This window comes from Cerasibacillus sp., assembly GCF_036516575.1.
Classification (GTDB): domain Bacteria; phylum Bacillota; class Bacilli; order Bacillales; family Amphibacillaceae; genus Cerasibacillus.
Genome location: NZ_DATBTY010000060.1, coordinates 64550 through 91113, shown reverse-complemented (window position 1 = coordinate 91113; position 26564 = coordinate 64550). Strand labels below are relative to the sequence as shown.

Below are 26564 nucleotides of genomic sequence, written 5' to 3'. Positions count from 1 at the left end.
CTTCTTTTACCTTATAGGTCTTATCCTGTATAGAGTCTTAAAATGATGAAATCCATCTATTACAATGATAAAAAAACAAGAGTATGGAGACTCTTGCTTTTTTATCATACGCATATCTGTTTATCCATTCAAGTCTTATGATATTCTTGATATCGTCGATGTACAGTTGCCTTAGATACATTATAACCTAAGCCTTTTAAAGTATGAGCTATTTCTTCAAATGTTAACTCTTTCTCACGCAACCTGATAACTTCTTCGATTGGAAATACTTTACGATCGCGACCAGGAGCTTTGTTCCGATTAGAAAGGTTTTTTTCAGGGTGGAATCCCTTGGATATGGCCCGCTTCATTCCGCGCTTGATTTTTGCATTGTGAATCTGTCTTTGATATTCCTCGACAATACTAACGATTTTTAGCACCATGGAATCAGCCTCAGATACTTCTAATTTCCCATTATGGATGACTGTATATATGGTTACATTCAATTTATTTAATTGGTGAAGCAAGGCGATTTTTGTATTGCCACGACCTAAACGTGTTTCATCTTGAATGAGAAGGCAATCTGCCTTTTTCTCAGAAAACAATTGTAATATATGTAAAATACCTTCTCGTTCAATATCATATCCACTTGCTTTTTCTGTAATGATATTAATGACATTAAAATCAAATTGGTTAGCTAGTTCGGTTAATTCCTGTTCTTGTCTTTCTAATGATGTTTCTTGTGTTTGTTTGTTTGTACTTACACGACAATAAATAATGGCTTTCATTGAAAATCCCCTTGACGAAAAAGACTTATTCCCTATTTGAATCATGAACGAATAAATCATCATAAATCCATGATAGTAAGATACTTTACTTCCTTCTTTAGCTGAAGCATGTATTTTGTAAATTAAAGCTACATGCATGTATTATATCACAGCAATGCAGTGCATCTATTCATTTGAATCTATCCAAACGGATTTTTAAGCCATGATTAGAGAGAAATACAAAAAGATTAAAGAAATAATGAACATAATAACATAAATTAAATCTGTTCGAAACAACTTTTCAAACATATTTCTCACCCCTTCCGCTACAGAACCTATGTTCTTATAAACATTATAACAGAACAATTGTTCCTGTCAATAGATTTTAGAACGAATGTTTGCTTTTGCAAATATAAAATGATAGACTATTAATAAATCTATATGAGTGAGGTGGATACATAATGACTAAGATGTCAAAGAGACAGGCCGCTATTCTAAGTTTTATTAAAAGCGAAGTGCAAACAAAGGGTTACCCACCTTCTGTACGTGAAATTGCAAAGGCTGTGGGTCTTGCTTCAAGTTCGACGGTCCATGGGCATCTTTCACGGTTAGAGAAAAAAGGCTATATTCGCCGAGATCCAACGAAGCCACGTGCGATTGAAATACTTGACCGAACAGAGGATGACCATGTGCCAAAAGATGATGCACGTTATGCACCGGTTATCGGTAAGGTAACGGCTGGATTACCTATTACAGCAATCGAAAATGTCGAAGAGTTTGTACCGGTCCCAAATTCTGCAGCAAGTCCTGATGATCAGTTATTTATTTTAATCATTGATGGCGATAGTATGATTGAGGCAGGTATTTTAGATGGAGATCATGTCATTGTCAAACAGCAGAACACAGCTGAAAACGGTGAAATTGTCGTTGCCATGACTGAAGAGAATGAAGCAACAGTAAAACGTTTTTATAAAGAAAAAGACCATATTCGTCTACAACCTGAGAATTCCTCCATGGACCCACTTATTTTTAATAATGTATCCATTTTGGGAAAAGTAATCGGGTTATATCGACACATTCAATAAGAAAAACCGCCCTAATTAATCACAGGGCGGTTTTTTATTTTGTTTTATATGACATTAACATATCCTTTTTCGAGCATATGTTTAACAGCATCGATAATAGCAATTTTAACATGGTGATAAGTGAGTCCACCTTGAACATAGGCGGTGTAAGGCGGACGGACTGGTCCATCAGCAGATAATTCAATACTGGATCCTTGAATAAATGTTCCAGCAGCCATGATAACTTCATCATCATAGCCAGGCATTTCACTCGGTACAGGTAACACATATGCATCAACTGGTGAGTTCTTTTGAATCATTTGACAGAAAGTAATCATTTGTTCACTCGTATCAAATGTGACCGATTGAATTAAATCGGTTCGTTTCGCTTGATAGTTTGGGGTTGTTTCAAAGCCCATAAGTTCTAAAAACCGTGATGTGAAAACAGCTCCTTTTAATGCTTCTCCAACAACATGTGGGGCTAGAAAGAATCCTTGGAACATTTCTTGTAACATATTAAATGTCGCTCCCATATCCCCACCTAAACCTGGGGCTGTCAATTGATTAGCACATTGTGCGACCCACTTTTCTTTCCCCACAATATAGCCACCAGAGCGAACAATTCCCCCACCTGGGTTTTTAATTAATGATCCGGCCATTAAGTCTACGCCAAAATGGGTTGGTTCAAGTGTTTCCGCAAATTCACCATAACAATTATCAACAAAGACGATTAGTTCGGGATTAATATCCTTAACAAATGCAGTCATTTCCTCAATTTCTTTTACTAAAAATGAAGGGCGATTATCATAACCTTTAGAGCGTTGGATACCGATGACACGTGTGCCATCATGAATCGCATTCTTAATCCCAGAAAAATCAATCGTACCATCGGCTTTTAAGGGTACTTCATTGTAATGAATACCAAACTCCTTTAATGAACCTGAAAAATGTTCTGTTGATTTCCCTATGACACCTTCTAAAGTATCATACGGCTTCCCAGTAATATATAATAATTCATCTCCTGGACGTAACACACCAAAAAGTGCCGTTGATATCGCATGGGTCCCGGACACGAAATGCGGCCGTACAATAGCGCTTTCCGCACCGAATACATCAGCATAAACTTGATCAAGCACTTCACGTCCCATATCATTGTATCCATAACCACTCGTCGATTGAAAATGATTATCACTCACCCGATTATTGCGGAATGCCTCTAATACACGTCTTTGATTATGTTCAACGATTTCGTTGATTTCGTTATGTTTTTCTTGGATATCTTTTTCTGCTTGTTTAACAACGTCTTCTATCATTCTTCAATATCTCCTTTAAGTCTATTTAGTGGGGAATTTTCACGCATATAGCCAGAAATAACATATTGATTGTTTTGTTCATTAAAATATTTTTCCTCTATAATCGTTTCATTTAAAAGCTGAAACAATATTGAGCCTCGGTCGGGTTCTAATCTTATTGTAAAAGGTTCCCAGATTTGTTTCAAGACAGTTTCTATTTTTAATAATAGGCGTTCAAAATCATCCGATTCATAAGCACTAATAATAATCGCAGGCTGTGCCATAGGAATTAGATCTTCTTTGAATTTATCTTTTTTATTATAAACGGTTAACATTGGAATATGTTCAGCACCTAATTGTTTTATATGATGATTAACTGTGTCTTGATGTTGTTCCATATTCGGATGTGATCCATCGATAACATGTAAAATAAAATCAGCTTCTGTCACTTCCTCTAATGTGGACTGAAATGCAGCAATTAAGGTTGTTGGCAAATCTTGAATAAAACCGACCGTGTCTGTGACTAGTGCGTGTAACCCTGATGGTAATGTGATCTGGCGAGTAAGAGGATCTAAAGTCGCAAACAGTTTATCTTCTTCTAAAGAAGCACTATTAGTTAATTGATTAAACAGTGTTGACTTGCCCGCATTCGTGTAACCTACAATTGCTATTTGAAAAACATCATTTCTCTTTCTTCGATGACGATAGAGATCACGTTGTTTATCGGCAAGTTTTAAACGCTTCTTAATATCATGAATCCGTTGGCGAATATAACGTTGATCCGTTTCTAATTTTGTTTCACCAGGGCCTCTTGTTCCAATTCCACCACCAAGTCGAGAGAGTTCAATCCCTCTTCCGCGCAAACGTGGTAAATTATACTCGAGCTGCGCTAACTCTACTTGTAATTTACCTTCTTTCGTTTTCGCACGACTAGCAAAAATATCAAGAATCAACTGACTGCGATCGATTACACGGATATTAAAATGCCCTTCTAAGTTCCGTAGTTGTCCGGGGGATAGTTCATCATTCGAAATGACAAGATCTATCTCATGTGCTTCGATTTCCCTCTTGATTTCTTGAATTTTCCCCGTGCCAATATAATAGGCTGGATGAATATGTGTTCTGTTTTGTGTCATTATTTGCTTTACGACACCGCCAGCCGTATCAGTAAGGGAAACTAACTCTTCAAGAGATGAATTAAATTGCTCTGTTTCATGTTCTTGTTGTTTGACTGCTATAATAATTACTTTTTCTTTCGCCATATAGTTACCTCTTTCTATAGCCTATAATCAACGTCTTATGTGAAGATATCATAGCAAATATAGCGTAGAACTACAAAGATGAGTAACTCTTTGTTGGAAAAATAATGTCCTCGGATTTAATCGTGACGAGATCATCAAGTGTACAACTCACCTTATAAATCAACCTAAGTGCCTGATTTCGAATTGCATCTTCTATGAGATTACGTACAAATCGACCATTTGAAAAGTTTGATCTTTCATTTTTTAATACATCTGATAAATAGATATGAAGTTTCCATTCAGCTTCTTTTGTTAGTTTATATTCTCTTTCTTCAATCATTTGTTTGGCGATTTCTAACAGTTCCTTGGCTGTATAGTTCGGAAAGTCAAGGATAAAAGGAAATCGTGATTTCAGCCCTGGATTAAGTGATAAAAAGTTATCCATTTCATTTGGATATCCTGCTAGAATGAGTACGAAATCATGCTGATAATCTTCCATTTGTTTTACTAATGTGTCAATCGCTTCTTTACCAAAATCCTTTTCTCCACCACGTGCTAATGCATAAGCTTCATCAATGAACAGTATTCCGCCTAATGCTTGTTGGATTAGCTTTCTTGTTTTTTGAGCGGTTTGCCCGATATATTCACCGACCAAATCCGCTCTTTCCGCTTCAATTAAGTGACCTTTTGATAACAGATTCATCTCTTTAAATAATGTAGCCAGTTTTCGAGCTACAGTTGTTTTACCTGTTCCCGGATTACCTTTAAATAACATATGCAGAACTTGCTTTTGCGATTGAAGACCTGATTCATGACGTCGTTGATTAATAACAATTGTTGCATATATTTCTTGTACCTTTTTCTTTAAATGATTCATTCCGATAATAGAATTGAAGGCCGTTTCAATTTTAGAAAATGGATTCTTCCCATTATAGCGATGATTATTTGTTGTTAATCCTCTATTGTTATTAGGTTCTAATACTATATTGATTTGACCAATTTTATTATTTGTTAATCTTGCAGTCACATCATCACCCCTAGTTACCACATTATACGTTGGATAGGTAAAATGGTGACAATCGCCCAATTATTGTAAAAAATAAAAAGTGAACACGGATTGTGTTCACTTAAACATTATTCGATGGAAATATTTTTAATTGGAGCAAATGTTGATATTGCATGTTTGAAAATAAGTTGTTGTTTACCCTCGGTTTCTAGTAGAATAGTGAAATTATCAAAGGCTTTGATGACGCCTCTTAATTGAAAGCCATTTGTTAAAAACACAGTTACTAATACATGTTCCTTTCTTAACGTATTTAAGTAGTGATCTTGGATATTCCCAGTCTGTGCCATATTATTTTTCCTCCTCTTTTCTCTCTATATATTTAATTCTACTAATCTTTTAATAATCCTGCTAAATCTTGCAAAATGATTTGAAATTGTTTATTGATTGTTTCTGGCCTAATGCCGTACCAATCAACTTTCATTTTATTCTTAAACCACGTAAACTGCCTTTTAGCATAGCGCCTTGAGTTTCGTTTTAAAAGCTCTATTGCACGTGTATAATAATACTCTTCTTTAAAATACGGAATGAATTCTTTATAACCGATTGCTCGCATCGCTTGTGTATTTTCATAACCTTTTTTATAAAGTGTATGAACTTCTTCTAGTAAACCTTCCTCTAACATCCTATCGACACGCTGATTGATACGTTCATACAAAAGTGGACGATCCATTTCCAAGCCAATTATGATTGGGTCATAAGGTGATTTCTGACTCTCTTCATCTCGTAATAATTCACTCATCGTTTTACCTGTTTGTCTATAGATTTCTAGCGCTCGAATGACGCGGCGATGGTTATTCGGATGAATTTTCTTAGCTTGTTCTGGATCGATTCGTTTCAATTGTTCATAGACTGGGGCAATACCCTCTAACTTAATTCGCTCTTCTAATTTTGTTGTATAGGCTTCATCTCTTTTATGATTCGTAAATTGATAATCATAAAGTATGGCTTGGATATATAAGCCACTCCCACCGACCAAGATGGGTAACTTTGACTTGGAATCGATGTGAGCGATATATGATTGAACATGTTCTTTAAAATCTGCGACCGAAAATGCTTCATCAGGGTCTTTTATATCTAGCATATAATGTGGGATGCCCGCCATTTCTTCTCTTGATATTTTGGCTGTTCCAATATCCATCCCGCGATAAACTTGCATCGAATCACCACTGATGATTTCTCCGTTAAATTTCTTAGCTATTTCTATACTTAGTTTTGTTTTACCTACAGCTGTAGGGCCGACAATAACGACGACTTTTGGTTTCATCTTTATTCCCCTAATTTTGATAAATCCTCATAATTGATGTAAATAAGCTTGTAACATCCATTGCATTTTTTCATAATAACGTTGGAAACCGATTAACGTATCAATGGTCACTTCGTCCTGACCATCATTTGCTAATGGTAAACCGAGATCACGAATTTCACTTATCAATTGATTCAAGTCTGATAGTAATTGCGTCATCATCTCTTCTTCCGTATTATCAGCTGACGCTTCAACGAGCGATGCTACTTTTAGATATGACGCCATCGTTGCCAATGGTTTTCCGCGAATCATTAATAAACGTTCGGCTGTTTCATCGAGCTGTTTAGCAAACTCATCATACATTTCTTCAAATAAATCATGTAATTGGAAAAAGTGACTTCCTTGTATGTACCAATGGTAACGATGTAATTTAACATACATGACAAATTGATTAGAAAGTAATTGATTGAGATAGTTAACTAATTTTTGATTATCCATGAATGAATCGCCTCCTACTATATGACCATAGTTTGAACCGATTCATTCTTAATTATACCTTATTGAATACGTTTAAACATTTTCTCAATTTCATACGTTGTATAGTGGACGATAATCGGACGACCATGTGGACATGTAAATGGATCTGTTGTACGCCTCAAATCTTCTAATAGTTGAAACATATCATCTCGATTTAAGTAATGATTTGCTTTGATTGAACGTTTACAAGACATAAGCGCAGCCATGTCTTGACGCAGGGCAGTTATATCAACTTGTCCTTCTTCAATTATTTGCTCCACCATTTCACGGATAACCTGTTCCTCGTAACCTTCTGGAAACCAATTCGGATAGGAACGAATAACAAAGGTTTGATCACCAAACGGTTCAAAAAACAGACCTACATCTGCTAATTTATCTTTAAATTTGTTAATGAATAGGGTCTCCTGCTTCGAAAACTCAAATGTTAATGGCAATAAGAGTTCTTGAACAACATGGTCAGGATCGCTTAATTTATCTTTGTAAAATTCATATTTGATTCGTTCCTGAGCTGCATGCTGATCAATCATATAAAGCCCTGTATCATTTTGCGCCAAAATATACGTTCCATGTAATTGTCCAATTGGATACATCGTTGGCACCCGCGGATTTTCTTTTTCACTTTCTGTTTTATTTTCTTGTTCATTTGTATATACGGGTGATTCGACTTTTGGTTTCATCGAGATATCGTTTATGAGTTGATTTACTTTTTCTTCCTGCGCTCGTTCTTCCCGTTCTATGTCATTCAGTCCAACAGTAGGGAGATCAGGCTCATGGATAACGGGGATGCTTTTTCTTCTTTCAACCGGGAATTCCATTTTATATTGGACTGATTCATTTTTAACGACTGGTTTTGATTGGATTGTTGGTATTAATGTCGTTGTACGGAATTGCTCTTTAATGGCTTTTTCAATAGCAGTCATTAAATCTTTCTCTTTACTAAATCTTGCCTCTAATTTTGCAGGATGGACATTAAAGTCAACGAGATATGGATCCATCTCAATGTTAATCACAGTAATAGGAAAGCGTCCAATCATAAGTAATGTATCATACGCCCGAATAATCGCTTTTGTCAATAAATGATTCCTAATATATCGTCCATTTACGATGACTGTTATAAAGTTTCTATTTGAACGTGTTACTTCTGGTTTACCAATATAGCCATGTATATTATAATCAAGCGTTTCTTGCTTAATGGGCAACATATTCTTAGCTACATTCATTCCGTACACATCTCGTATCACTTGTAATAAGTCCCCAGAACCTGATGTTTGAAATAATCGCTTTCCATTATGTGTGACATCAAATCGAATATCTGGATGTGAAAACGCAAGTCGATTCATCACATCTGTTATATGCCCTAATTCTGTATGGAGTGTTTTTAGATATTTTAACCGGGCAGGCGTATTAAAAAATAAGTCCTTTACAGTTATTTCTGTGCCTTTTCTAGCATCACTAATTTTTCTTTCTTTAATTGTGCCACCTTCGAGACCAAGAAATGTACTTGCTTGTTCACCAGTCGATGTCTTAAGCGATAAGCGACTGACAGACGCAATACTTGCTAAGGCTTCCCCGCGAAATCCGAGGGTGTTCACACGAAATAAATCATTTTCGTCTTTTATTTTACTCGTTGCATGACGAAGGAAGGCTGTTTCACAATCTGCTTGAGAGATACCATCACCATTATCTGTTACTTTTATCTCTTGGATACCTGCTTCTTTTAAGTCGACTTTAATCCATGTACTATGAGCATCAATACTATTTTCTACTAATTCTTTCACAACTGATGCAGGTCGTTCAACAACTTCACCTGCAGCAATCATATTAGCTAACGATTCTGGCATTTGAATAATTGTCATCGGTACACCTCCTATTACAGATGTTAATGTGTTACTTTTCAATGCAGGCTGGACACTTTCCGTTTCAAGTAACTTAGTTTTGGCAAATTCATGAATGAGTAAAGACCTTAAATAATATGTCAAATGTCTAGGACGTTCCGAGATGTTCCTAGATAAATGCGAAGCTATTACTTAAGATTTTTTTGTAAACGATAGAGCACATTTAATGCATCAATCGGTGTCATATCGAGTAGTTCTAAACCTTTTAATTCGTTAATGACCTTCAATTCCTTTTTATCTAGCTTCGGCTTTTCTTCAACTGTTGTTTCATTGAAAAATGATAACTGCCCGTTCTCATTATCTTCCTTTACAGGTTGTGCTTCTAACTCTGTTAATAAACGTGTCGCACGTTCTATTAATGGATCTGGTAATTCGGCGAGTTTAGCAACATGGATACCATAGCTTTTATCAGCAGCCCCTTCTTTGACTTGGTGTAAAAAAACAACCTTGCCATCATATTCTTCAGCACGAACATGGATATTTTTAAGTTTGTTCAATGATTTTTCTAATGTGGTTAATTCATGATAATGTGTTGAGAACAATGTTTTTGCATGAACATGATCATGAATATGTTCAATTATCGCTTGTGCTAAAGCCATACCATCATACGTACTTGTTCCACGCCCTATTTCATCCAATAAAATTAAACTCTTGTCCGTCGCATGTTTTAATGCATGATTTGCTTCTAACATCTCTACCATAAATGTGCTTTGCCCTGAAACGAGATCATCTGCAGCACCAATTCGAGTAAAGATTTGATCGAATACTTTTAGTTTTGCCCTGTCTGCTGGTACAAAGCAACCTAATTGTCCCATAATGATGATTAAAGCCAATTGCCGCATATACGTACTTTTACCTGACATATTCGGTCCTGTGATGAGTAATATATCAGTCTCTTTATCTAACATGATATCATTCGGCACATATGAACCATCCTGCATCACTTCTTCGACAACTGGATGTCGCCCATTCTTTATAATTAATTGATTTTCGTCAAATTCCGGTCGCACATAGTTATTCGTTTCACTAACCGTTGCAAACGATTGTAAAACATCCATTTGGCTTATTGTTTCTGCTAAAGCTTGTAGTTCTGGAATATGTTCTTTAATTCTTTCACGGATTTCGATAAATAAATCGTATTCTAAATCAATACTTTTTTCTTCAGCTTCTAATATGAGTTGTTCTTTCTCTTTTAACTCAGGTGTAATGAATCGTTCAGCATTTGTTAACGTTTGTTTTCTCTCATATCTGCCTTCAGGTAATAGATGTAGATTAGGCTTTGTCACTTCAATATAATAGCCGAAGACACGATTATAGCCTATTTTTAAGGAACGGATTTTCGTTATTTCCTTTTCTTCCTTTTCTAATTCAGCAATCCATTTCTTTCCATTACGCGATGCATCACGATAACGATCAAGCTTTTCATTATATCCGTCTTTTATCAATGAACCTTCTTTAATTGAAACGGGTGGATCATCTTTAATACTCATTTCCAATAAATCAACTAAATGATTGGGATAAATAAGTTGCTCCTTAAGCCGAAGAATTTCTTCCTCTTTAAACTGAGAAAGTGTTTCTTTCAATTTTGGAATTTGTTTTAATGATTGCTTCATTTGAATTAAGTCGCGTCCATTAACATTCCCATATGCGATACGACCTGCTAACCGCTCTAAATCATAAACAGAACGTAAATCTTCCCTTAGTTGATCGCGTTCTATAAATCCTTCCAAAAAACCCTCGACAATATTTAAACGTGTTTCAATTTGTTGTTTATCGAGTAACGGACGTTCAATCCATTTTTTTAGTAATCTAGATCCCATTGCTGTAACGGTTTGATCAAGTATCCATAATAAACTACCACGTTTTCCTTTTCGCATAATCGTTTCGGTTAATTCAAGATTACGCTTCGAATACATATCAAGTGATAAAAAATGGTTAAGTTCAATCATTTTCGCCTGTTGCAAATGCTCTAGTGAGCGTTTCTGTGTATGTTGAATATAATTTAATAAACGACTAAACCCTTGCATTAACCGTTCGTCATTTAAATTTTCACTTAAATAGCGGTATTCTGCACTAAAATCAACTTGATCTTCATAAGATAGCGTGACTTGTAAACGGTTGGCGAGTTGCTTTTGATATGTTTCTGGTAAAGTAGAGGCAATGACGACTTCTTTAATCGGTTGATTATACAGTTCATGAATAACTTGATCCCAACCATTTGTTATTAAAGCAAGAAGGTTTTCCCCAGTAGATAAATCATTATAGGCAATAACAAATGAACCATCATTAAAATGGGATAGACTAGCAATATAATTATTATCACGTTCATCTAGCATACTACTTTCCATCACAGTTCCTGGTGTAACAATCTGGATGACTTCACGTTTTACAATTCCTTTTGCCTTTTTTGGGTCTTCTACTTGTTCACATATTGCCACTTTATATCCTTTATCAATCAATATTTTTATGTAATTTTCTGCTGAGTGATAAGGTACACCACACATTGGTATGGCCTCTTTTTGACCTGAATCACGTTTTGTTAAAGTAATTTCTAACTCTTGGGCTGCTTTTATAGCGTCATCAAAAAATAGCTCATAAAAATCACCAAGGCGGAAAAATAAAAAAGCATCTTTATGCTCTGCTTTTATTTGTAAGTATTGTTTTATCATCGGTGTATGATTTGTCATATTTGATCCTCCAAAGCAGTCATCTTTATTATGTCATTATATCATAAAATGAAAGAGAGATAGAATGTGCATAGATTTATTAAGAACAAAAAAACAAACTTACAGGATTTTTTCCCCGTAAGTTTTAGTTATGTCATTATTCATTTTTCTTTAAAAAATCTGGATTAACGTCCTCTAACTCTTCATCAATCACTTCAAAATCCCATTGATCCTCTTCATCTACAAACTTATAGCCTTCTGGATCAACTTTGACATAAATTTTTGTTTCACCAATCACTTGGACGATGAATTCACGTTCTGTATCAACTTTAATTTCATCACCCTTTTCAGTTATTTCACATTCTAAACAGTTTGGCTGCTGTGTTGCTCGACAAACTACATCAAAATCATCGCTAATCGAGTGATCATCTTTAATGGATAAAGGTATGATATCACGATAATTTACACGGTCGGTTACTACTTCAGTTTTTGTGTTATTTTGATAGGAATACCATATGTTAATGTCATAATGACCACTGACCTCTACGGAATTTTTCTTTTTTTTCTTTGAGTGGTAACGATGATTTATAATCCAGCATCCTAAAATACTCGATGGTTTATGTGGTGGTTTAACAGTATGTGTTTCATTGGTGAATTTCTTGCCCTTGCCACATACAGCTTTTGTGATGATTTCCCGATACTCCTTATTTAAAAAGCTCATAATTTTGTTTACCTCCTCTTTTTTCATTGTCATTTTATGCAAGGCGAATACCTAAGGTGCATAGCTTTTAATGATAGTTCAAAATATAAATTTTCTTTAACAAAAAAAGACTAGCGATATCATATCACTAGTCTTTTTCATTAATGACCACATCCACATGATGATGTGTCTTTATTCTTAACCTTTGAACCGGTTTCACCTGCTAAAACATCGCCACCAGTTGATTCAATCACTTCTTTTGTTACAGAACGGGCAATCGTTCCAGAAATGAGTTGCAAGATATCATTGACAATTACTTGAATCTCTTTAAACTCTTCTACAATTGGCATAGCATCTAATTCATTTTCTAGACGTTCTAACTGTTCTTCAACTCTTTTTAATGCTTCTTCTTTACCATAAGCTTGTAAATTAACGGCTTGCTTTTGTAAAGCTTTTATTTTAGTCATAAGTGATTGAACTTTTTCATTCTCATTAATTTTTGCTTCTACTGCTTTAAAACGTTCAATTTCTTCTGTGTTAGCAATCATGGACGCTAACTTTTTCGCTTCATCAAGTACTTGTTTACGGGTATATTGTGACATTTAATTCACCTCTAATGATTTTTCTTCGACCATAACACCGTCTAATGACCATGTCTTAGCTTCAGTTATTTTAACTGGAACAATTTGTCCAATGACTTCTTTAGGGCCTTTAAAGTTTACTAGTTTACTTTTTTCTGTATAACCTGCCAAAATATCCGGATCTTTCTTACTCTCACCTTCTACAAGAACATTGACAATTTGCCCTTGATACTTTTTCATAGCCTCTCGGGATTGTTGATTAACGAGATGGTTTAGGCGATATAGGCGATCTTTCTTTTCTTCTTCTGTTACATCGTCTTTTTTCCGTGCAGCTGGTGTTCCTTCTCGTGGTGAATAAATAAACGTATAAGCTGATTCAAAGCCCACTTCTTCAACTAATGATAGTGTTTCTTGAAACTGCTCTTCTGTTTCATTAGGGAACCCGACAATGATATCTGTGGTAAGTGTTACATTTGGAATCGCCGCTTTAATTTTGCGAACGAGTTCCAAAAAGTCTTCACGTGTATATTTTCGATTCATTTTTCTAAGCACTTCACTGCTCCCTGATTGAACGGGCAGGTGGATATGATCAAGTAAATTACCACCCTTAGCTAGCACTTCAATCAAATGATCATCAAAGTCGCGAGGATGTGATGTCGTAAATCGAACCCGTGGAATATCTATTTTCCTAACGTCATCCATTAAATCGCCAAAACGATAGTCAATATCATCGAAGTCTTTCCCATACGCATTAACATTCTGACCAAGTAACGTTATTTCTTGGTATCCTTCAGCTGCTAGTTGCCGCACCTCTTGGATAATATCTTCTGGTCGACGACTCCGTTCTTTTCCACGTGTCATCGGAACAATACAGTACGTACAGAATTTATCACAACCATACATAATATTAACCCATGCTTTTATCTTACCATGACGCACTTTAGGAAGGTTTTCAATAATATCTCCTTCTTTTGACCACACTTCCACAACTTGGGCTTTGCCAAACATGGCTTCTTTTAACAAGTGAGGTAAACGATGGATATTATGTGTACCAAAGATTAAATCAATATGCTGATGCTTTTTCATAATACGATTAACAACTGTCTCTTGTTGGGACATACATCCACATACACCAAGGATCAAATCGGGTTTTTCTGTTTTTAAAGGTTTTAAATGGCCAATTTCACCAAATACTTTGTTCTCAGCATTTTCCCTTATGGCACATGTATTTAGTAATATTAAATCAGCTTCTTCTGTCACAGAAGTAGCCTCATATCCCATTTCTGTTAAAATACCTGCCATAACCTCTGTATCATGTTCATTCATTTGACAACCATAAGTGCGAATTAAGAATTTTTTTCCACTACCGATATGTCGCATATCCTCAGGAATGTCAAAATCATAATGAACTTCGACTTTTTCACGGCCCCTTTTTCGTGCTTTATTAATATTCGGTGGTTTATATGTTGTTTCGAAGTATTTTGCAAAGTCTGCAGTTGTTTTTTCATGAAGTGGCTTCTCTTTATCGGATTTTTGGTCCGTTGCCACGTCAACTTGTTTAATTTGTGCCTGTTCTTTGCGCTGTTGTTCGTTCATTCTCATGCTCCTTTCTATATAAACAAGTTCATATAAATAATTGGTTTCCATTACATTAGTATAAATGGTAATCAATAAATAAACAACAGATGTTCATATAGGTAAAATAAAAAGACAATGCCATGGCATTGTCTTTACATTCATTCTATTTATCTCTTTATCTTGGTTCTACAATTAATTTAATCGCCGTACGCTCTTCGTTGTCAATCATAATATCAGTAAAAGCAGGAATACAAATTAAATCAACTCCACTTGGGGCAACGAAACCTCTCGCAATGGCCACTGCTTTTACGGATTGGTTTAAAGCTCCCGCACCGATTGCTTGTATCTCTGCTGAACCACGTTCCCGTAGTACATTTGCAAGTGCTCCCGCTACTGAATTTGGATTTGATTTAGCTGAAACTTTTAATATTTCCATTCCTAGTTCCTCCTCATTAGCTAATATCTTTCTTATCCTAGTCTATTCCTATAAATGATTCCTTATTACCTTATTATGAATGAAGTAGTCAAAAAATTCAAATACTCAGTCTAAAAATGGACGATCAGGATTGATAGCGATGCGTTGAATGTCAGTCGCAAAGCCTGTTTCATCATCAAGTGTTAAAACAACAGCACTTAATTGTCTTCGTCCTTTTTCATCAATATTAAAACGCATTGGCAAATTAGTAAGAAAGCGTTTTAATATGATGTCTTTTTGCACCCCTAATATGCCATCATATGGCCCTGTCATGCCAACATCTGTAATATATGCAGTACCATTTGAAAGAATTCGCTCATCGGCTGTTTGAACATGTGTATGTGTTCCAACGACAGCGCTTACCTTACCATCTAAGTACCAGCCAAGCGCTTGTTTTTCACTCGTTGTTTCAGCATGAAAATCAACAAATATAAAAGGAGTACGCTTTCTAGCTTCGGTAATTAATAGTTCTGCAGTCTTAAACGGATCATCAATAGCAGGCAAGAACGTTCTCCCCTGTAAATTTATCACAGCTACCTCGGTACGATTAATATTAACATATACAATCCCTTTTCCCGGATTATTCTCGGGAAAATTGGCTGGTCTAATCATATATTTTGCATCATCAATGAAGTCAAACACTTCTTTCTTATCCCATGTATGATTCCCCATCGTGATAACTTGAGCGCCCCATTCTAAGAGCTGTTTATAGATTTTTTCCGTAATGCCTTTTCCACTTGCTGCATTTTCACCATTTACGATTGTTAAATGAGGACGAAATTTCCTTTTTAATTTCGGTAAATATTCTTGGACCATTTTTCTCCCTGGAGAACCAACAACATCCCCTATGAATAGTATGTTCATTTCTATCATCCTAAATAAATATAGTAAATATAGTTTTTCATAACTTAGATGGAATGTCAAAAAAGGAATGAAAAAAGCGGAGAATTTTCTCCGCTTTTAATCCCTTTATTTTGCATATTCTATTGCTCGTGTCTCACGAATAACCGTTATTTTAATATGACCTGGATAATTCAACTCTTTTTCAATCCGCTTACGAATGTCTCGTGCGATATGGACAGAGGCATCATCATCAATTTCATCAGGTTTAACAATAATACGAATCTCTCTACCTGCTTGGATCGCATATGATTTTTCTACTCCTGCGAATGATTCAGAAATGGCTTCTAGTTTTTCCAATCGTTTAATATAGTTTTCTAACGATTCGCTACGAGCACCAGGTCTTGCTGCAGATAAAGCATCTGCTGCAGCTACTAGAACTGAGATAATCGATGTTTGCTCTTCATCGCCGTGATGTGAGGCAATTGCATTAATGACAATCTCATGCTCTTTATATTTGATAGCTAATTCTTTACCAATTTGAACATGACTACCTTCAACCTCATGGTCAATTGCTTTACCAATATCATGAAGGAGACCCGCTCTTCTAGCGAGTGTTTCATCTTCTCCCAATTCAGCTGCTAAAAGCCCAGATAAATAGGCTACTTCAATTGAATGTTTTAAAACGTTTTGACCATAGCTTGTACGATATTTCAAACGACCGAGAATTTTAATTAGATCTGGATGCAACCCATGTACACCGACCTCAAAGGTTGCCTCTTCTCCAACTTCACGAATATACTCATCGACTTCACGACGAGCCTTGTCCACCATTTCTTCAATTCTTGCAGGATGAATCCTACCATCCTGAACAAGATTATCCAATGCTAGACGAGCAATTTCTCTTCGAATTGGATCAAAACCGGATAAAATAACCGCTTCAGGTGTATCATCAATGATGAGATCAATACCTGTAAGTGTTTCTAATGTACGAATATTACGGCCCTCTCGTCCGATAATACGGCCTTTCATTTCGTCATTAGGTAAGTTAACAACAGATACCGTTGTTTCGGCAACATGATCAGCTGCACAGCGTTGTAATGCCGTAGATAAAACTTCTTTTGCCTTTTTATCAGCTTCTTCACGTGCGCGGTTTTCGGTTTCTTTAATCATCACGGCTGATTCATGGCGTAATTCTTTTTCTATCCGTTTTAGAATGATTTGTTTTGCTTCTTCAGTCGTATATCCAGAAATTTGCTCAAGCTTAGTCTCTTGTGCTTCAATTAGAGCTTCCACTTTGCTTTCCATTTCTTCAATTTGTTGTTGTTTTACTGTTAGTGAAGTGTCTTTCTCCTCTAACATCAGCTCACGCTTATTTAGCGTCTCGCTTCTTTTATCTAGATTTTCCTCCTTTTGCATGAGGCGGTTATCCTGCTTCTGCAGTTCCGCACGACGTACTTGTAACTCTTTTTCTGTTTCTTGGCGTAATTGATAAATTTCATCTTTTGCCTCTAAAAGAGCTTCCTTCTTAGCCGCCTTTGCATTACGATCTGCTTCTTCAAGTATCTGTTTGGCCAGTGTTTCAGCACTGGAAATTTTAGCTTCAGCAATTTTTTTACGAATTAGATAACCAACAACAATACCGACGATCAGGAACAAGGCAAGCAAAATGGAGATGATTAAGGGATGTTCCACGGTTCTCACCTCCTATTGCTATAAAATTGTTAATTTCATATTGTCGGCATGTACCATATTCAAATAAATAATAATACAGCGTGTATAATTTGAAATATATAATTATACATCTTCAATTTTAATTGTCAATTGAATGATTGTCAAGAAATCTTCACAAGTATTGCTTTTCTACACTATTTTCGTGATGATATTCACTGAGAACATAAAAAAAGGCTCCTTCAAGCCATTACTAATGACTGTAGGAGTCCCTTGTGAAAAATAACATATATTTTAAGAAAGCATCTTATACATCGAGAGTAGCTTGATTCGCTTCTTCTGTTGCTTCATCTGACTCAACATCTTCATCTAACTGATAATGCTTACGAATCTCTTGGTGAATTTCATCTAGCATTTCAGGATTTTCCTTTAAAAATTGTTTCGCATTTTCGCGCCCTTGACCAAGTCGTTCGCCTTCATAAGAATACCATGCACCACTTTTTTGAACAATATCTAAATCAGAACCTATATCAAGTAGTTCGCCTTCTTTAGAAATCCCTTCTCCGTACATAATATCTACTTCCGCTTGCTTAAATGGAGGGGCAACCTTATTTTTAACAACTTTAATGCGCGCGCGATTTCCAACCATATCTGTTCCTTGTTTTAATGTTTCTGCACGACGTACCTCTAGTCGAACAGATGAATAGAACTTGAGGGCGCGACCACCTGGTGTTGTCTCTGGATTCCCAAACATAACACCCACTTTTTCTCGGATCTGGTTGATAAAGACGGCAATTGTCTTTGATTTATTTATCGCTCCTGATAATTTCCTTAGAGCTTGCGACATTAGTCGTGCCTGTAAACCGACGTGCGAGTCACCCATTTCCCCTTCGATTTCTGCTTTAGGAACGAGTGCAGCAACAGAGTCAATGACAATAATATCAATCGCACCACTACGAACCAGTGCTTCAGCAATTTCTAATGCTTGTTCCCCTGTATCTGGTTGTGATAAAAGGAGCTCTTCAATATTCACGCCTAAGGCTTTAGCATAATTAGGATCTAATGCATGTTCTGCATCAATAAATGCGGCTTGGCCCCCAAGTTTCTGTGCTTCTGCTATTGCATGGAGCGCGACTGTTGTTTTACCTGATGATTCTGGACCATAAATTTCAACAACTCGGCCACGTGGATAACCACCGATGCCTAATGCAATATCTAATGCCAATGACCCACTAGGAATTGTTTCAATCTTCTGGTGGGCGTCTTCACCTAATTTCATGATGGAACCTTTACCAAATTGCTTCTCTATGTCACGTAATGCTTTATCCAAAGCTTGCTTTCTATCACTCATGGCATAGCCTCCTTTATAAACTATCTCTATCATACATCTTTTTTTTCATTTTGCCAAGAAAAAACCGAATGAATGTTCTTGTGTTTTGCAGAGTAAAAATATATGAAAATGTAAATTTTGTATTAATTAATTCATAAATATTCAATTGTCTATTCTTTTGACCTTAAGAAATTGAAAAGCATGTCATATCCTTTATGTACTGACTTTCTTCGGATCGCATCACGATCTCCCGTGAATAAATGCTCTTCGACAATTAATTCCCCTTGCTGATTAGCAACCGCAATGAACACTGTACCAGCTGGCTTACCTTCTAATGCTTTCGGACCAGCAACCCCAGTAAAACTAATTCCAATATCTGTTTTTAAAAGACGTAAAACAGATTGAGCCAACTCACTTGCACAAGCACTACTCACAGTACCTTCATGATGAAGAGTTTCTATTGAAACACCTAGAAGATCCCGTTTCACTTCTGCATCATAACAAACAATGCCGCCTTTACAGACCTGTGACGCCCCAGGAACAGAAATAAGAGATTCTGTAAACTTTCCACCCGTCAGACTTTCCGCGGCGGCAATTGTTTTTCCGTGTTGATTTAATAAAAACAATGCCTTTTTTTCAATCGTTTCATCGTCAAAGCCGACATAATGATCACCGACACGTTCTAAAATATGTGCTTTACATTGCTCTAAAAGGGTATTCGCTTCATCGTTAGAAGATGCTTTTGCTGTTAAACGAATGATTAAACCATTTTGCTGGGCTAATGGTGCAATCGTTGGATTGGATTGGCCTCGTATGAGGTCATACAATTCATGTTCTAGTTTTGCTTCACCAATACCAATAAAACGCAAAATCATTGATTTAATTAGTTGTTCTTGACCTGTTAGTTTGCCTAAGTACGGAATAACATCATCTGAAAACATACGCATCATCTCGCCAGGAACACCTGGTAAGAATACCCATGTTTTTTCTTTAAATTGAACGATCATACCTGGTGCCATACCAGCTTCATTAATTAATACATTCGCCCCTCGAAACACACGCGCTTGTTTTATATTGTTAGAAGTCATCTCTGAATCATGTTTATTAAAATATGCTTTAATTTTGTTTAAAGAAGGTGCATGTATAACAAGGTCTAAACCACTAATACTCTGAAATGCTTCACGTGTCAAATCATCTTCTGTAGGACCAAGGCCACCAGTCACAATAATAATATCAGACCGATCCTGTGCCTCAGAAAATGTTTTGCTTACCCGTCGTAAGTTGTCACCTACCACTTGGTGAAAATGAATATTGATACCATTTTTCGCTAATTGTTTAGAAATCCATTGTGCATTTGTATTAGCAATTTGCCCCAGTAAAAGTTCGGTACCTACCGCAATAATTTCGGCTTGATAGTCTTTCATTATTTGGATTCCTCCATAACATGCCAGTTCTTAATGAAATAATCGAGGCCAGATAAAACTGTAAAAAACAGCGCAATATATAGCATGATGGTTGCAAATGGAAAATTAATAAATGAGAATGGGAAATTATGTAATAACAATAAAGTAATCGCTAATAATTGTGAAGCTGTTTTAATTTTCCCAAGATTACTTGCCGCTAGGACAATACCTTCACCAGCTGCAACTAGTCTTAACCCTGTAACAGCAAACTCTCGACTAATAATGAGAATAACTACCCATGCGGGGGCAAGATTAATTTGTACTAATAAAATTAGAGCTGCGGATACAAGTAATTTATCAGCTAGGGGATCAAGGAACTTACCGAGATTTGTTACAAGTTGATATTTCCTTGCATAATAGCCATCAATCCAATCTGTTAAGGAAGCAATCGCAAAAATAATGGCAGCTACAAAATGAGAAACAGGTAATACGTCATGACCGATTTCCCATTCTCCCCATTCAAACGACACACTCATGATAATGATAAATACTGGAATTAACATAATCCGTGATAAAGTAATACGATTTGGAATATTCATTGTTCCATTTCCTCCTGTCATTTAGATATCGCCTTAAAAAAACCCTTCCACATGGGGAAGGGCTTAAATATAGAATTTTAACTTTCTTCTACCATATGAACCCATATTTTTTGTGTCACTGCTTCATTTGGATCAACAGGGTACTCTAACTCCGTACCATTGACAGTGATTGTCAAATCAGGAGCATAACCAACTTGAATATAAACCTTTTCTTCACTTGTGACATCTAATTCTAAAGGTGACGATTCTTTTGTTAAGTTATTATAAAACAAACGTTCACCTGCCGTATTTGAAACTTCAAGCCAAGTTTTTTCTTTAGATTCAAATGTTATTTTTACTTCATCACCAGGATTCACAAGTTCAAATGTCGATTCTGGGCGATTTCCTGAACCTGTTTCGACTAATTTTAATTCTGATTGATGCTCTGTCGTTTCATTATCGTCTTTCGTTTCATCTGTTGTATCTGCATCATCATCAACGGGCTGTTCTTCATCATCTTCATCATCTTTATCATCTGGATTAGATACATAAAATTCATTATCATCCATTTGACCATCTTCATTTTCAATTGACGTTTTATCAGTCTTCTGATTCATAAAATAAAAAACTAATAAAATGATCCCAATAATTAGTAAAACAACGATTAATGTCGGAATAAATGAAAATATTGAGTTCCCTTTACCTTTGTCCTTTTGTGACCGGCTCAGACGTGTGTATTGCACTTGTTCTTCTTCATTTGGCATAGGGACTTGTGATTTGAACTCTTCTAATAGTTCATCTGGGTCAAGTCCTACAACGAGTGCATATTCTTTAATAAACGCCCTAGCATAAAACTTTCCCGGCAGTACATCAAAATTACCTTCTTCTATGGCCATTAAATAGCGTTTTTGGATCTTTGTAATATCTTGCAGACTCTCTAAAGAAATATTCTTTTCCTTTCTCGCTTCTTTTAATCTTTCTCCTATTTCCATGAACAACACCATCCTAATACAGCTACATATATCCATGGTCATGCGGGAATTGATTTAACTCTAAATCTCTATACGTAATTTCTTCCTCCTCATGACTACGCAGCTCTATAATGTAATCAAAGTCTTCCATAGTATATTCCGTAGCTTGGACAAAAATGTCAGGATGCTCAATTACCTTTACTGCTGGAAGTTGCATAATCTCCCGAATCAAACGCCAATGTTTTTCATTGGCTCGGTGTTTCGAGACAATCCCGTCAATAATGTATGTGTTTTCAGGGCTATATTCCCCTTTGACCAATTGATTGCGTACAGTCTGTTTTAATAAGGTGCTCGATACAAATACCCAACGTTTATTGGCACAAACACTAGCAGCGACAACTGATTCCGTTTTACCGACTCGCGGCATCCCACGTATGCCGACCAGTTTATGTTCATTTTTCTTAAATAACTCTGCCATAAAATCAACCAAGATACCTAAGTCGTCTCTAACAAAACGGATAACTTTTCGATCGTCCTGATCACTCTGTATATATCTTCCATGCCGTACTGCTAAACGATCTCTTAGTTTCGGTTTCCTCAATTTAATTAACTGAATCGTATCCATTGTTTCGAGAATCGTTTTTAATCTTTTAATATGAACATCATCTTTTGTTAAAATCAATAATCCTCTGCGGGCATGTTTAACACCGTTAATCATGATAATGTTAATTGAAAGCATACCTAAAAGCGATGAAATTTCTCCTAATAATCCTGGGCGGTTGATTATAATTTCATATTCAAGATACCACTCTGTTTTTTTCATCGTCTTCTCCTTTAGAAGGTGTACTTTACTATTATACTCATGTTAACGAATCAATAAAATAAATGCAATCCTATTCTTTATCATAAATCATTTTTGTCATTGATGAAAGTAAAGACATACAAATTTCATCAAATTGTATCATTTCATACATAAGATGAAAAAGAAGCTGATGACCAGCTTCTTTGTTAATTAAATCATTATCCTTTTTGCACGAGTTTTACCATTGCATTTGCAATCGATTCCTGCTCCTCACGAGAAGCTGCATTCCATAGCTCACGTAACATGGCTTGTTCATCATTCTTAGCATCTACACTGTTAGCTAAATAATCCCCAATTTCATAAGCCATATTTGAGATGGTATCTTGATTCATACCTTCTTGTTGAGCTTGTTGTAAACGATTGGATAGAAATTCTTTCCATGTTTCAAAATTATCTAGTACAGACATGAGATTCATTCCTCCTTCAATTAGTCGTGTATAGTATTTGATGTTGTTAATCGTTTATACATCGTGAAGGAGGTTTTTTATCTTTTATTGCCACCCACCATCTACACGGATAATCTGACCATGAATATAATTGGCTTTATCTGATAGCAAGAAATGAACGAGATCACTAACATCATTTGGTGAACCTGGGCGTTGGAGAGGTATTTCCATTTTAAGTTTTTCTCTCTCCTCTTTCGATAAATCATTCATCTTCGTATCAATCCAGCCTGGACTGACACCATTCACTAAAACATGAGAGGATCCGACTTCTTTAGCTAGTGCTTTAATAAAACTAATTTGCGCACCTTTAACAGATGAGTAGGCAACTTCATAACTAGCACCTACCTCTCCCCATACAGAAGTTATCATGATAATATGTCCACTTCGCCTTTCAATCATTTCTGGTAAAAAAGCTTGGCAAATAAGCCACGGTGCTTTAATATGCAATTGAATCAATGTATCCATCGTTTGTTCAGATGTATCTTGAAATAGACTATAATGGGCATTACCACAAGCAAAAACGATTGCATCAACTGAAAAAACAACTTGCTTTATAAATACTTGGATATGCTTCGTTGTCTGTAAGTCCGCCTGTATCACCGATAAGATTGTTTCGTCTGGTAAAAGGGACTTAATTTCTTCGATAGCGGCATCGTTTTGATTATAATGAAGGATTAATTGATGACCAGCCTCTCCTAAATTTATAGCTATATGTTTTCCAATATCTCCACTTGCTCCGATAATTAATACGTTTTTCCCCATCATTCTCTCCTTATTGAGGCATAATTGTACAAACTGCTAAACGTTCTTCAGTGATCCAGTTTTGTAGAAAGTGATCGATATCATCCCGTGATATCGCTTGAATAGCTGGAATCATCTTGAAAAAATCAATGCCCTGCAATGTATAATGTATATAATTATTAGCTATATATTCTAGTGAATTCATTGAACGTAATAGTTGGCCAATCTTTTTCCTTTTCATTCGTTCAATTGCTTCTTCTGTCATGTTCTGCTTCTGTAAAGACATAAGACATTCTGTCACTTTTTGTGCAAATAATTCAGGATTTTCGGTATTACTACTAATTAACGAGTAACCGTAGTTTTTATCTAATGTTGATTGGAATGAAAAACTATCGTCGATTAACTGAGCATCATAAAGCATTTCAAAGCAATCGCCACCTTGTGCGAAATAGTGTTCTAATAACATCGTTTTTAGTAAATCCTTCTTTAAAAATGCCTCCCCTTTCAACCTTTGAGTTGACTCTTTAATACCAACCGTACATTTAGGAACAGAGACAGGCATGTTTATCACTTTTTCCTTTATTTTTACATATTGTGGTTCATCCGGATACTCTTGGGCGATTGCGGTAAATGTTGGGAATGTCTTTTTGGCTTGATTTTGTTGAATAAGATCAAACATATCTTCAACATCAAATCGCCCCGCAATAAAAAGAATCATGTTTTCTGGATGATAAAAGGTATTATAGCAAGTGTATAAATCTTCTTTTGTAATAGATGAAATAGATTCAACTGTACCTGCTATATCAATTGTAATCGGATGTGAGTGAAATAAAGCTTGGATGGTTCCCATAAATGAACGCCAATTTGGTTGATCATCATACATTTTAATTTCTTGAGCAATAATCCCTTTCTCTTTTTCGACAGATGCATCTGAGAAGTAAGGGTCTTGTACAAAGTCAAGTAATATTTCGACATTCTTTTCAATTTGGTTCGTCGCCGAAAAGAGGTACGCCGTTTTTGAAAATGATGTATAAGCATTAACTGACGCTCCATAGTTACTAAAGTCGGTAAAGACATCACGGTCTTCTTTTTCAAATAATTTATGTTCTAAAAAATGCGCCACTCCATCTGGAACAGTTATTTTTTCTTTTTGTTCAATAGGAATAAACGTCCTGTCAATCGAGCCGTAATTAGTCGTAAAGATGCCATATGCTTTTGACATATCTGCTCGTGGTAATAAATAGACGGATAGACCATTTTCAAGCTTTGCAGAATAGAGTGTTTCATCAATTAAAGAATAATATTGTTTACGCATCTATTTCAACTCCTTCTTTCGTTAATAAATAGACCGTATCGAGTTGAATGGCTTGAGCGACACGGATAATGTCTTGCTTTGTCACTTGGCGAATTGCCTCTAACAAGTTTTGGGGCGATAAATCGGCTTTACCAACTACTTGCTGATATAAGAGCTCAATTATGCCTTGTGGATGGTCAAACGTTTCTTTAATTTGATTAATAATAAGCTCTTTTGTTTTCTGAATGTCATTTTCGGTAAAATCGCCCGCCTGCATTGCTTTTAACTGTTCATCAATTATTACTTTGGCAGCTGTATAATCTTCAGGGGCAATACCACTAAATACAAATAAGAGCCCTTTATGACTTTCTATTCTCGAAGCTGCATAATACGCGAGGCTATTTTTCTCACGGACATTAATGAATAGTTTTGAGCTTGGAAAGGCACCAAATAATCCATTGAAAACATGCAATGCTGGATATAACTTATCTCGAAATGTTAAAGAGGTGCGATAACCCATATGCAGTTTAGCTTGTTGAATATCTTGGTATTCGACAATCATTTTCTCTTTATCCCTTGTGATAATTTGTTCTTCTATGTCCTTGTCAATATGATTCGATTTAAATATTTCTCGCTTTAAATGATTTGAAAAAAGTTCCACAATATCATCTTGTTCAACATCCCCGACAACATAGAGATCCAATCCATCTTTTGAAAGCATTTCCTGATAATATTGATAAACAGATTGTGATGTCAAGCCATCTAAATCTTCTCCAAACCCATGAGCTGGCATACGATATCGTTCATTAGCACACATTTCTTCAATCAGCCTCATATTGGCATAGGTCATTTTATCATCGACAACAGCTTCAATCTTTCTTTTTAATGTCATTTTTTCGCGTTGAAAGATTTTTGTAGGAAAGGCTCCGTTATTAATATGAGGTTTAAATATTATTTCTGAAAATAATCGTAAGGCATCTTGAAAAAGTGTATTTGATTTAACAAATTTTTCATTGGCCATATCAAAACGAACACTAATAATATGCTCATTTCCTTTTTTACTACTGTCTGCCGTTAACACCGATCCATATAAATCATCGAGTTTTTCTTCTAAATCTTTACGTGTTGGATAATGAATTGTTCCTTGAACTAATAAATAAGGTATGAGCGCCCGTTTTGTAATGTCCTCCCGGTTTAAAGGTGCTTTAAACTTAGCAACAAGATGAATGGTTTTAAACTTTTTTGTCGGAACAATATGTAATGAATACCCGTTTATGTCATAGATATATTCCCTTTCACGAATCATGTCATAACCCTCCTAATATCAATGTTAAATATTAATCA

25 protein-coding genes are annotated in these 26564 nt (G+C 35.8%); 1 reads left to right on the top strand and 24 read right to left on the bottom strand.

Going from position 1 to position 26564, the window contains the following annotated elements; all coding sequences use genetic code 11:
- Window positions 1-128 precede the first annotated feature (128 nt).
- Complete coding sequence (locus tag VIG73_RS10300; protein ID WP_331641629.1) at window positions 129-767, bottom strand: YneB family resolvase-like protein; 639 nt, start codon at window positions 765-767, stop codon at window positions 129-131.
- 440 nt (window positions 768-1207) lie between these two features.
- Here VIG73_RS10300 and lexA point away from each other — a divergent pair, with 440 nt between their 5' ends.
- Window positions 1208-1831 carry a transcriptional repressor LexA gene (lexA, locus tag VIG73_RS10295; RefSeq protein ID WP_331641627.1) on the top strand — a complete coding sequence of 208 codons (624 nt, stop codon included), beginning with the start codon at window positions 1208-1210 and terminating at the stop codon, window positions 1829-1831.
- A gap of 44 nt (window positions 1832-1875) precedes the next feature.
- Here lexA and VIG73_RS10290 read toward each other — a convergent pair whose 3' ends face one another.
- The 23 genes from VIG73_RS10290 to yfmF all read right to left on the bottom strand — a co-directional run bounded on the left by VIG73_RS10290 (window position 1876) and on the right by yfmF (window position 26526).
- The gene (locus tag VIG73_RS10290) at window positions 1876-3123 is read right to left on the bottom strand and encodes a methionine gamma-lyase family protein (protein ID WP_331641625.1); all 1248 of its coding nucleotides are present in this window, start codon (window positions 3121-3123) and stop codon (window positions 1876-1878) included.
- Entirely contained in the window at window positions 3120-4364 is a 1245-nt protein-coding gene (hflX, locus tag VIG73_RS10285; RefSeq protein WP_331641623.1) for a GTPase HflX, read from the bottom strand. The genes VIG73_RS10290 and hflX overlap by 4 nt, the downstream gene beginning before the upstream one ends.
- Before the next feature lie 70 nt (window positions 4365-4434).
- Entirely contained in the window at window positions 4435-5370 is a 936-nt protein-coding gene (gene spoVK / locus VIG73_RS10280; RefSeq protein WP_331641621.1) for a stage V sporulation protein K, read from the bottom strand.
- 107 nt (window positions 5371-5477) lie between these two features.
- Window positions 5478-5696, bottom strand: coding sequence for an RNA chaperone Hfq (hfq, locus tag VIG73_RS10275; protein ID WP_331641618.1), 219 nt, complete (start codon window positions 5694-5696; stop codon window positions 5478-5480).
- A 41-nt stretch (window positions 5697-5737) separates the two neighbouring features.
- Window positions 5738-6673: a tRNA (adenosine(37)-N6)-dimethylallyltransferase MiaA gene (gene miaA / locus VIG73_RS10270; protein ID WP_331641616.1), complete on the bottom strand. Its 936-nt coding sequence runs from the start codon at window positions 6671-6673 to the stop codon at window positions 5738-5740.
- A gap of 27 nt (window positions 6674-6700) precedes the next feature.
- The gene (locus VIG73_RS10265) at window positions 6701-7150 is read right to left on the bottom strand and encodes a DNA starvation/stationary phase protection protein (protein ID WP_331641614.1); all 450 of its coding nucleotides are present in this window, start codon (window positions 7148-7150) and stop codon (window positions 6701-6703) included.
- Window positions 7151-7209: 59 nt separating this feature from the next.
- Window positions 7210-9045 carry a DNA mismatch repair endonuclease MutL gene (gene mutL, locus VIG73_RS10260; RefSeq protein ID WP_331641612.1) on the bottom strand — a complete coding sequence of 612 codons (1836 nt, stop codon included), beginning with the start codon at window positions 9043-9045 and terminating at the stop codon, window positions 7210-7212.
- Between the two features lie 167 nt (window positions 9046-9212).
- Window positions 9213-11771, bottom strand: coding sequence for a DNA mismatch repair protein MutS (gene mutS, locus VIG73_RS10255; RefSeq protein ID WP_331641610.1), 2559 nt, complete (start codon window positions 11769-11771; stop codon window positions 9213-9215).
- Window positions 11772-11907: 136 nt separating this feature from the next.
- A complete protein-coding gene (gene cotE / locus VIG73_RS10250; protein WP_331641608.1) occupies window positions 11908-12471 on the bottom strand; it encodes an outer spore coat protein CotE in 564 nt (187 codons plus the stop codon).
- A gap of 140 nt (window positions 12472-12611) precedes the next feature.
- Complete coding sequence (locus VIG73_RS10245; protein WP_331641606.1) at window positions 12612-13052, bottom strand: RicAFT regulatory complex protein RicA family protein; 441 nt, start codon at window positions 13050-13052, stop codon at window positions 12612-12614.
- A complete protein-coding gene (miaB, locus tag VIG73_RS10240; RefSeq protein ID WP_331641604.1) occupies window positions 13053-14627 on the bottom strand; it encodes a tRNA (N6-isopentenyl adenosine(37)-C2)-methylthiotransferase MiaB in 1575 nt (524 codons plus the stop codon).
- Window positions 14628-14784: 157 nt separating this feature from the next.
- Window positions 14785-15045 carry a stage V sporulation protein S gene (locus VIG73_RS10235; protein ID WP_146935820.1) on the bottom strand — a complete coding sequence of 87 codons (261 nt, stop codon included), beginning with the start codon at window positions 15043-15045 and terminating at the stop codon, window positions 14785-14787.
- Window positions 15046-15150: 105 nt separating this feature from the next.
- Window positions 15151-15948: a TIGR00282 family metallophosphoesterase gene (locus VIG73_RS10230; RefSeq protein WP_331641600.1), complete on the bottom strand. Its 798-nt coding sequence runs from the start codon at window positions 15946-15948 to the stop codon at window positions 15151-15153.
- Window positions 15949-16053: 105 nt separating this feature from the next.
- Window positions 16054-17619: a ribonuclease Y gene (gene rny / locus VIG73_RS10225; protein WP_331641598.1), complete on the bottom strand. Its 1566-nt coding sequence runs from the start codon at window positions 17617-17619 to the stop codon at window positions 16054-16056.
- 283 nt (window positions 17620-17902) lie between these two features.
- The gene (gene recA, locus VIG73_RS10220) at window positions 17903-18946 is read right to left on the bottom strand and encodes a recombinase RecA (RefSeq protein WP_331641596.1); all 1044 of its coding nucleotides are present in this window, start codon (window positions 18944-18946) and stop codon (window positions 17903-17905) included.
- Window positions 18947-19095: 149 nt separating this feature from the next.
- Window positions 19096-20349, bottom strand: coding sequence for a competence/damage-inducible protein A (locus VIG73_RS10215; protein WP_331641594.1), 1254 nt, complete (start codon window positions 20347-20349; stop codon window positions 19096-19098).
- Window positions 20349-20927, bottom strand: coding sequence for a CDP-diacylglycerol--glycerol-3-phosphate 3-phosphatidyltransferase (pgsA, locus tag VIG73_RS10210; RefSeq protein WP_331641592.1), 579 nt, complete (start codon window positions 20925-20927; stop codon window positions 20349-20351). The genes VIG73_RS10215 and pgsA overlap by 1 nt, the downstream gene beginning before the upstream one ends.
- Window positions 20928-21004: 77 nt before the next feature.
- Complete coding sequence (locus VIG73_RS10205; protein ID WP_331641590.1) at window positions 21005-21898, bottom strand: helix-turn-helix domain-containing protein; 894 nt, start codon at window positions 21896-21898, stop codon at window positions 21005-21007.
- 22 nt (window positions 21899-21920) lie between these two features.
- Complete coding sequence (locus VIG73_RS10200; RefSeq protein ID WP_331641587.1) at window positions 21921-22700, bottom strand: YmfK family protein; 780 nt, start codon at window positions 22698-22700, stop codon at window positions 21921-21923.
- Between the two features lie 197 nt (window positions 22701-22897).
- On the bottom strand, window positions 22898-23146 hold the full coding sequence (locus tag VIG73_RS10195; protein ID WP_331641584.1) for a DUF3243 domain-containing protein: 249 nt from the start codon (window positions 23144-23146) through the stop codon (window positions 22898-22900).
- An 84-nt stretch (window positions 23147-23230) separates the two neighbouring features.
- Window positions 23231-23947: an elongation factor P 5-aminopentanone reductase gene (gene ymfI, locus VIG73_RS10190; protein WP_331641582.1), complete on the bottom strand. Its 717-nt coding sequence runs from the start codon at window positions 23945-23947 to the stop codon at window positions 23231-23233.
- A 10-nt stretch (window positions 23948-23957) separates the two neighbouring features.
- The gene (gene yfmH / locus VIG73_RS10185) at window positions 23958-25241 is read right to left on the bottom strand and encodes an EF-P 5-aminopentanol modification-associated protein YfmH (RefSeq protein ID WP_331641580.1); all 1284 of its coding nucleotides are present in this window, start codon (window positions 25239-25241) and stop codon (window positions 23958-23960) included.
- Window positions 25234-26526, bottom strand: a complete 1293-nt coding sequence (gene yfmF, locus VIG73_RS10180) for an EF-P 5-aminopentanol modification-associated protein YfmF (protein ID WP_331641578.1) — start codon at window positions 26524-26526, stop codon at window positions 25234-25236. Before yfmF ends, yfmH begins: the two co-directional genes overlap by 8 nt.
- Window positions 26527-26564 lie beyond the last annotated feature (38 nt).

Excerpts from the sequence above, each read along its gene's own strand:
- ymfI (WP_331641582.1), bottom strand. The coding sequence starts at position 23,947 with ATGGGGAAAAACGTATTAATTATCGGAGCAAGTGGAGATATTGGAAAA.
- VIG73_RS10245 (WP_331641606.1), bottom strand. The coding sequence starts at position 13,052 with ATGTCACAATATACCCGTAAACAAGTACTTGATGAAGCGAAAAAGTTA.
- hflX (WP_331641623.1), bottom strand. The coding sequence starts at position 4,364 with ATGGCGAAAGAAAAAGTAATTATTATAGCAGTCAAACAACAAGAACAT.
- hfq (WP_331641618.1), bottom strand. The coding sequence starts at position 5,696 with ATGGCACAGACTGGGAATATCCAAGATCACTACTTAAATACGTTAAGA.
- VIG73_RS10200 (WP_331641587.1), bottom strand. The coding sequence starts at position 22,700 with ATGAAAAAAACAGAGTGGTATCTTGAATATGAAATTATAATCAACCGC.
- mutL (WP_331641612.1), bottom strand. The coding sequence starts at position 9,045 with ATGACAATTATTCAAATGCCAGAATCGTTAGCTAATATGATTGCTGCA.
- VIG73_RS10265 (WP_331641614.1), bottom strand. The coding sequence starts at position 7,150 with ATGGATAATCAAAAATTAGTTAACTATCTCAATCAATTACTTTCTAAT.
- VIG73_RS10300 (WP_331641629.1), bottom strand. The coding sequence starts at position 767 with ATGAAAGCCATTATTTATTGTCGTGTAAGTACAAACAAACAAACACAA.
- VIG73_RS10205 (WP_331641590.1), bottom strand. The coding sequence starts at position 21,898 with ATGGAAATAGGAGAAAGATTAAAAGAAGCGAGAAAGGAAAAGAATATT.
- mutS (WP_331641610.1), bottom strand. The coding sequence starts at position 11,771 with ATGACAAATCATACACCGATGATAAAACAATACTTACAAATAAAAGCA.
- VIG73_RS10290 (WP_331641625.1), bottom strand. The coding sequence starts at position 3,123 with ATGATAGAAGACGTTGTTAAACAAGCAGAAAAAGATATCCAAGAAAAA.
- yfmH (WP_331641580.1), bottom strand. The coding sequence starts at position 25,241 with ATGCGTAAACAATATTATTCTTTAATTGATGAAACACTCTATTCTGCA.
- VIG73_RS10230 (WP_331641600.1), bottom strand. The coding sequence starts at position 15,948 with ATGAACATACTATTCATAGGGGATGTTGTTGGTTCTCCAGGGAGAAAA.
- VIG73_RS10235 (WP_146935820.1), bottom strand. The coding sequence starts at position 15,045 with ATGGAAATATTAAAAGTTTCAGCTAAATCAAATCCAAATTCAGTAGCG.
- recA (WP_331641596.1), bottom strand. The coding sequence starts at position 18,946 with ATGAGTGATAGAAAGCAAGCTTTGGATAAAGCATTACGTGACATAGAG.
- miaA (WP_331641616.1), bottom strand. The coding sequence starts at position 6,673 with ATGAAACCAAAAGTCGTCGTTATTGTCGGCCCTACAGCTGTAGGTAAA.
- pgsA (WP_331641592.1), bottom strand. The coding sequence starts at position 20,927 with ATGAATATTCCAAATCGTATTACTTTATCACGGATTATGTTAATTCCA.
- miaB (WP_331641604.1), bottom strand. The coding sequence starts at position 14,627 with ATGAACGAACAACAGCGCAAAGAACAGGCACAAATTAAACAAGTTGAC.
- VIG73_RS10215 (WP_331641594.1), bottom strand. The coding sequence starts at position 20,349 with ATGAAAGACTATCAAGCCGAAATTATTGCGGTAGGTACCGAACTTTTA.
- cotE (WP_331641608.1), bottom strand. The coding sequence starts at position 12,471 with ATGAGCTTTTTAAATAAGGAGTATCGGGAAATCATCACAAAAGCTGTA.
- lexA (WP_331641627.1), top strand. The coding sequence starts at position 1,208 with ATGACTAAGATGTCAAAGAGACAGGCCGCTATTCTAAGTTTTATTAAA.
- VIG73_RS10195 (WP_331641584.1), bottom strand. The coding sequence starts at position 23,146 with ATGTCTGTACTAGATAATTTTGAAACATGGAAAGAATTTCTATCCAAT.
- yfmF (WP_331641578.1), bottom strand. The coding sequence starts at position 26,526 with ATGATTCGTGAAAGGGAATATATCTATGACATAAACGGGTATTCATTA.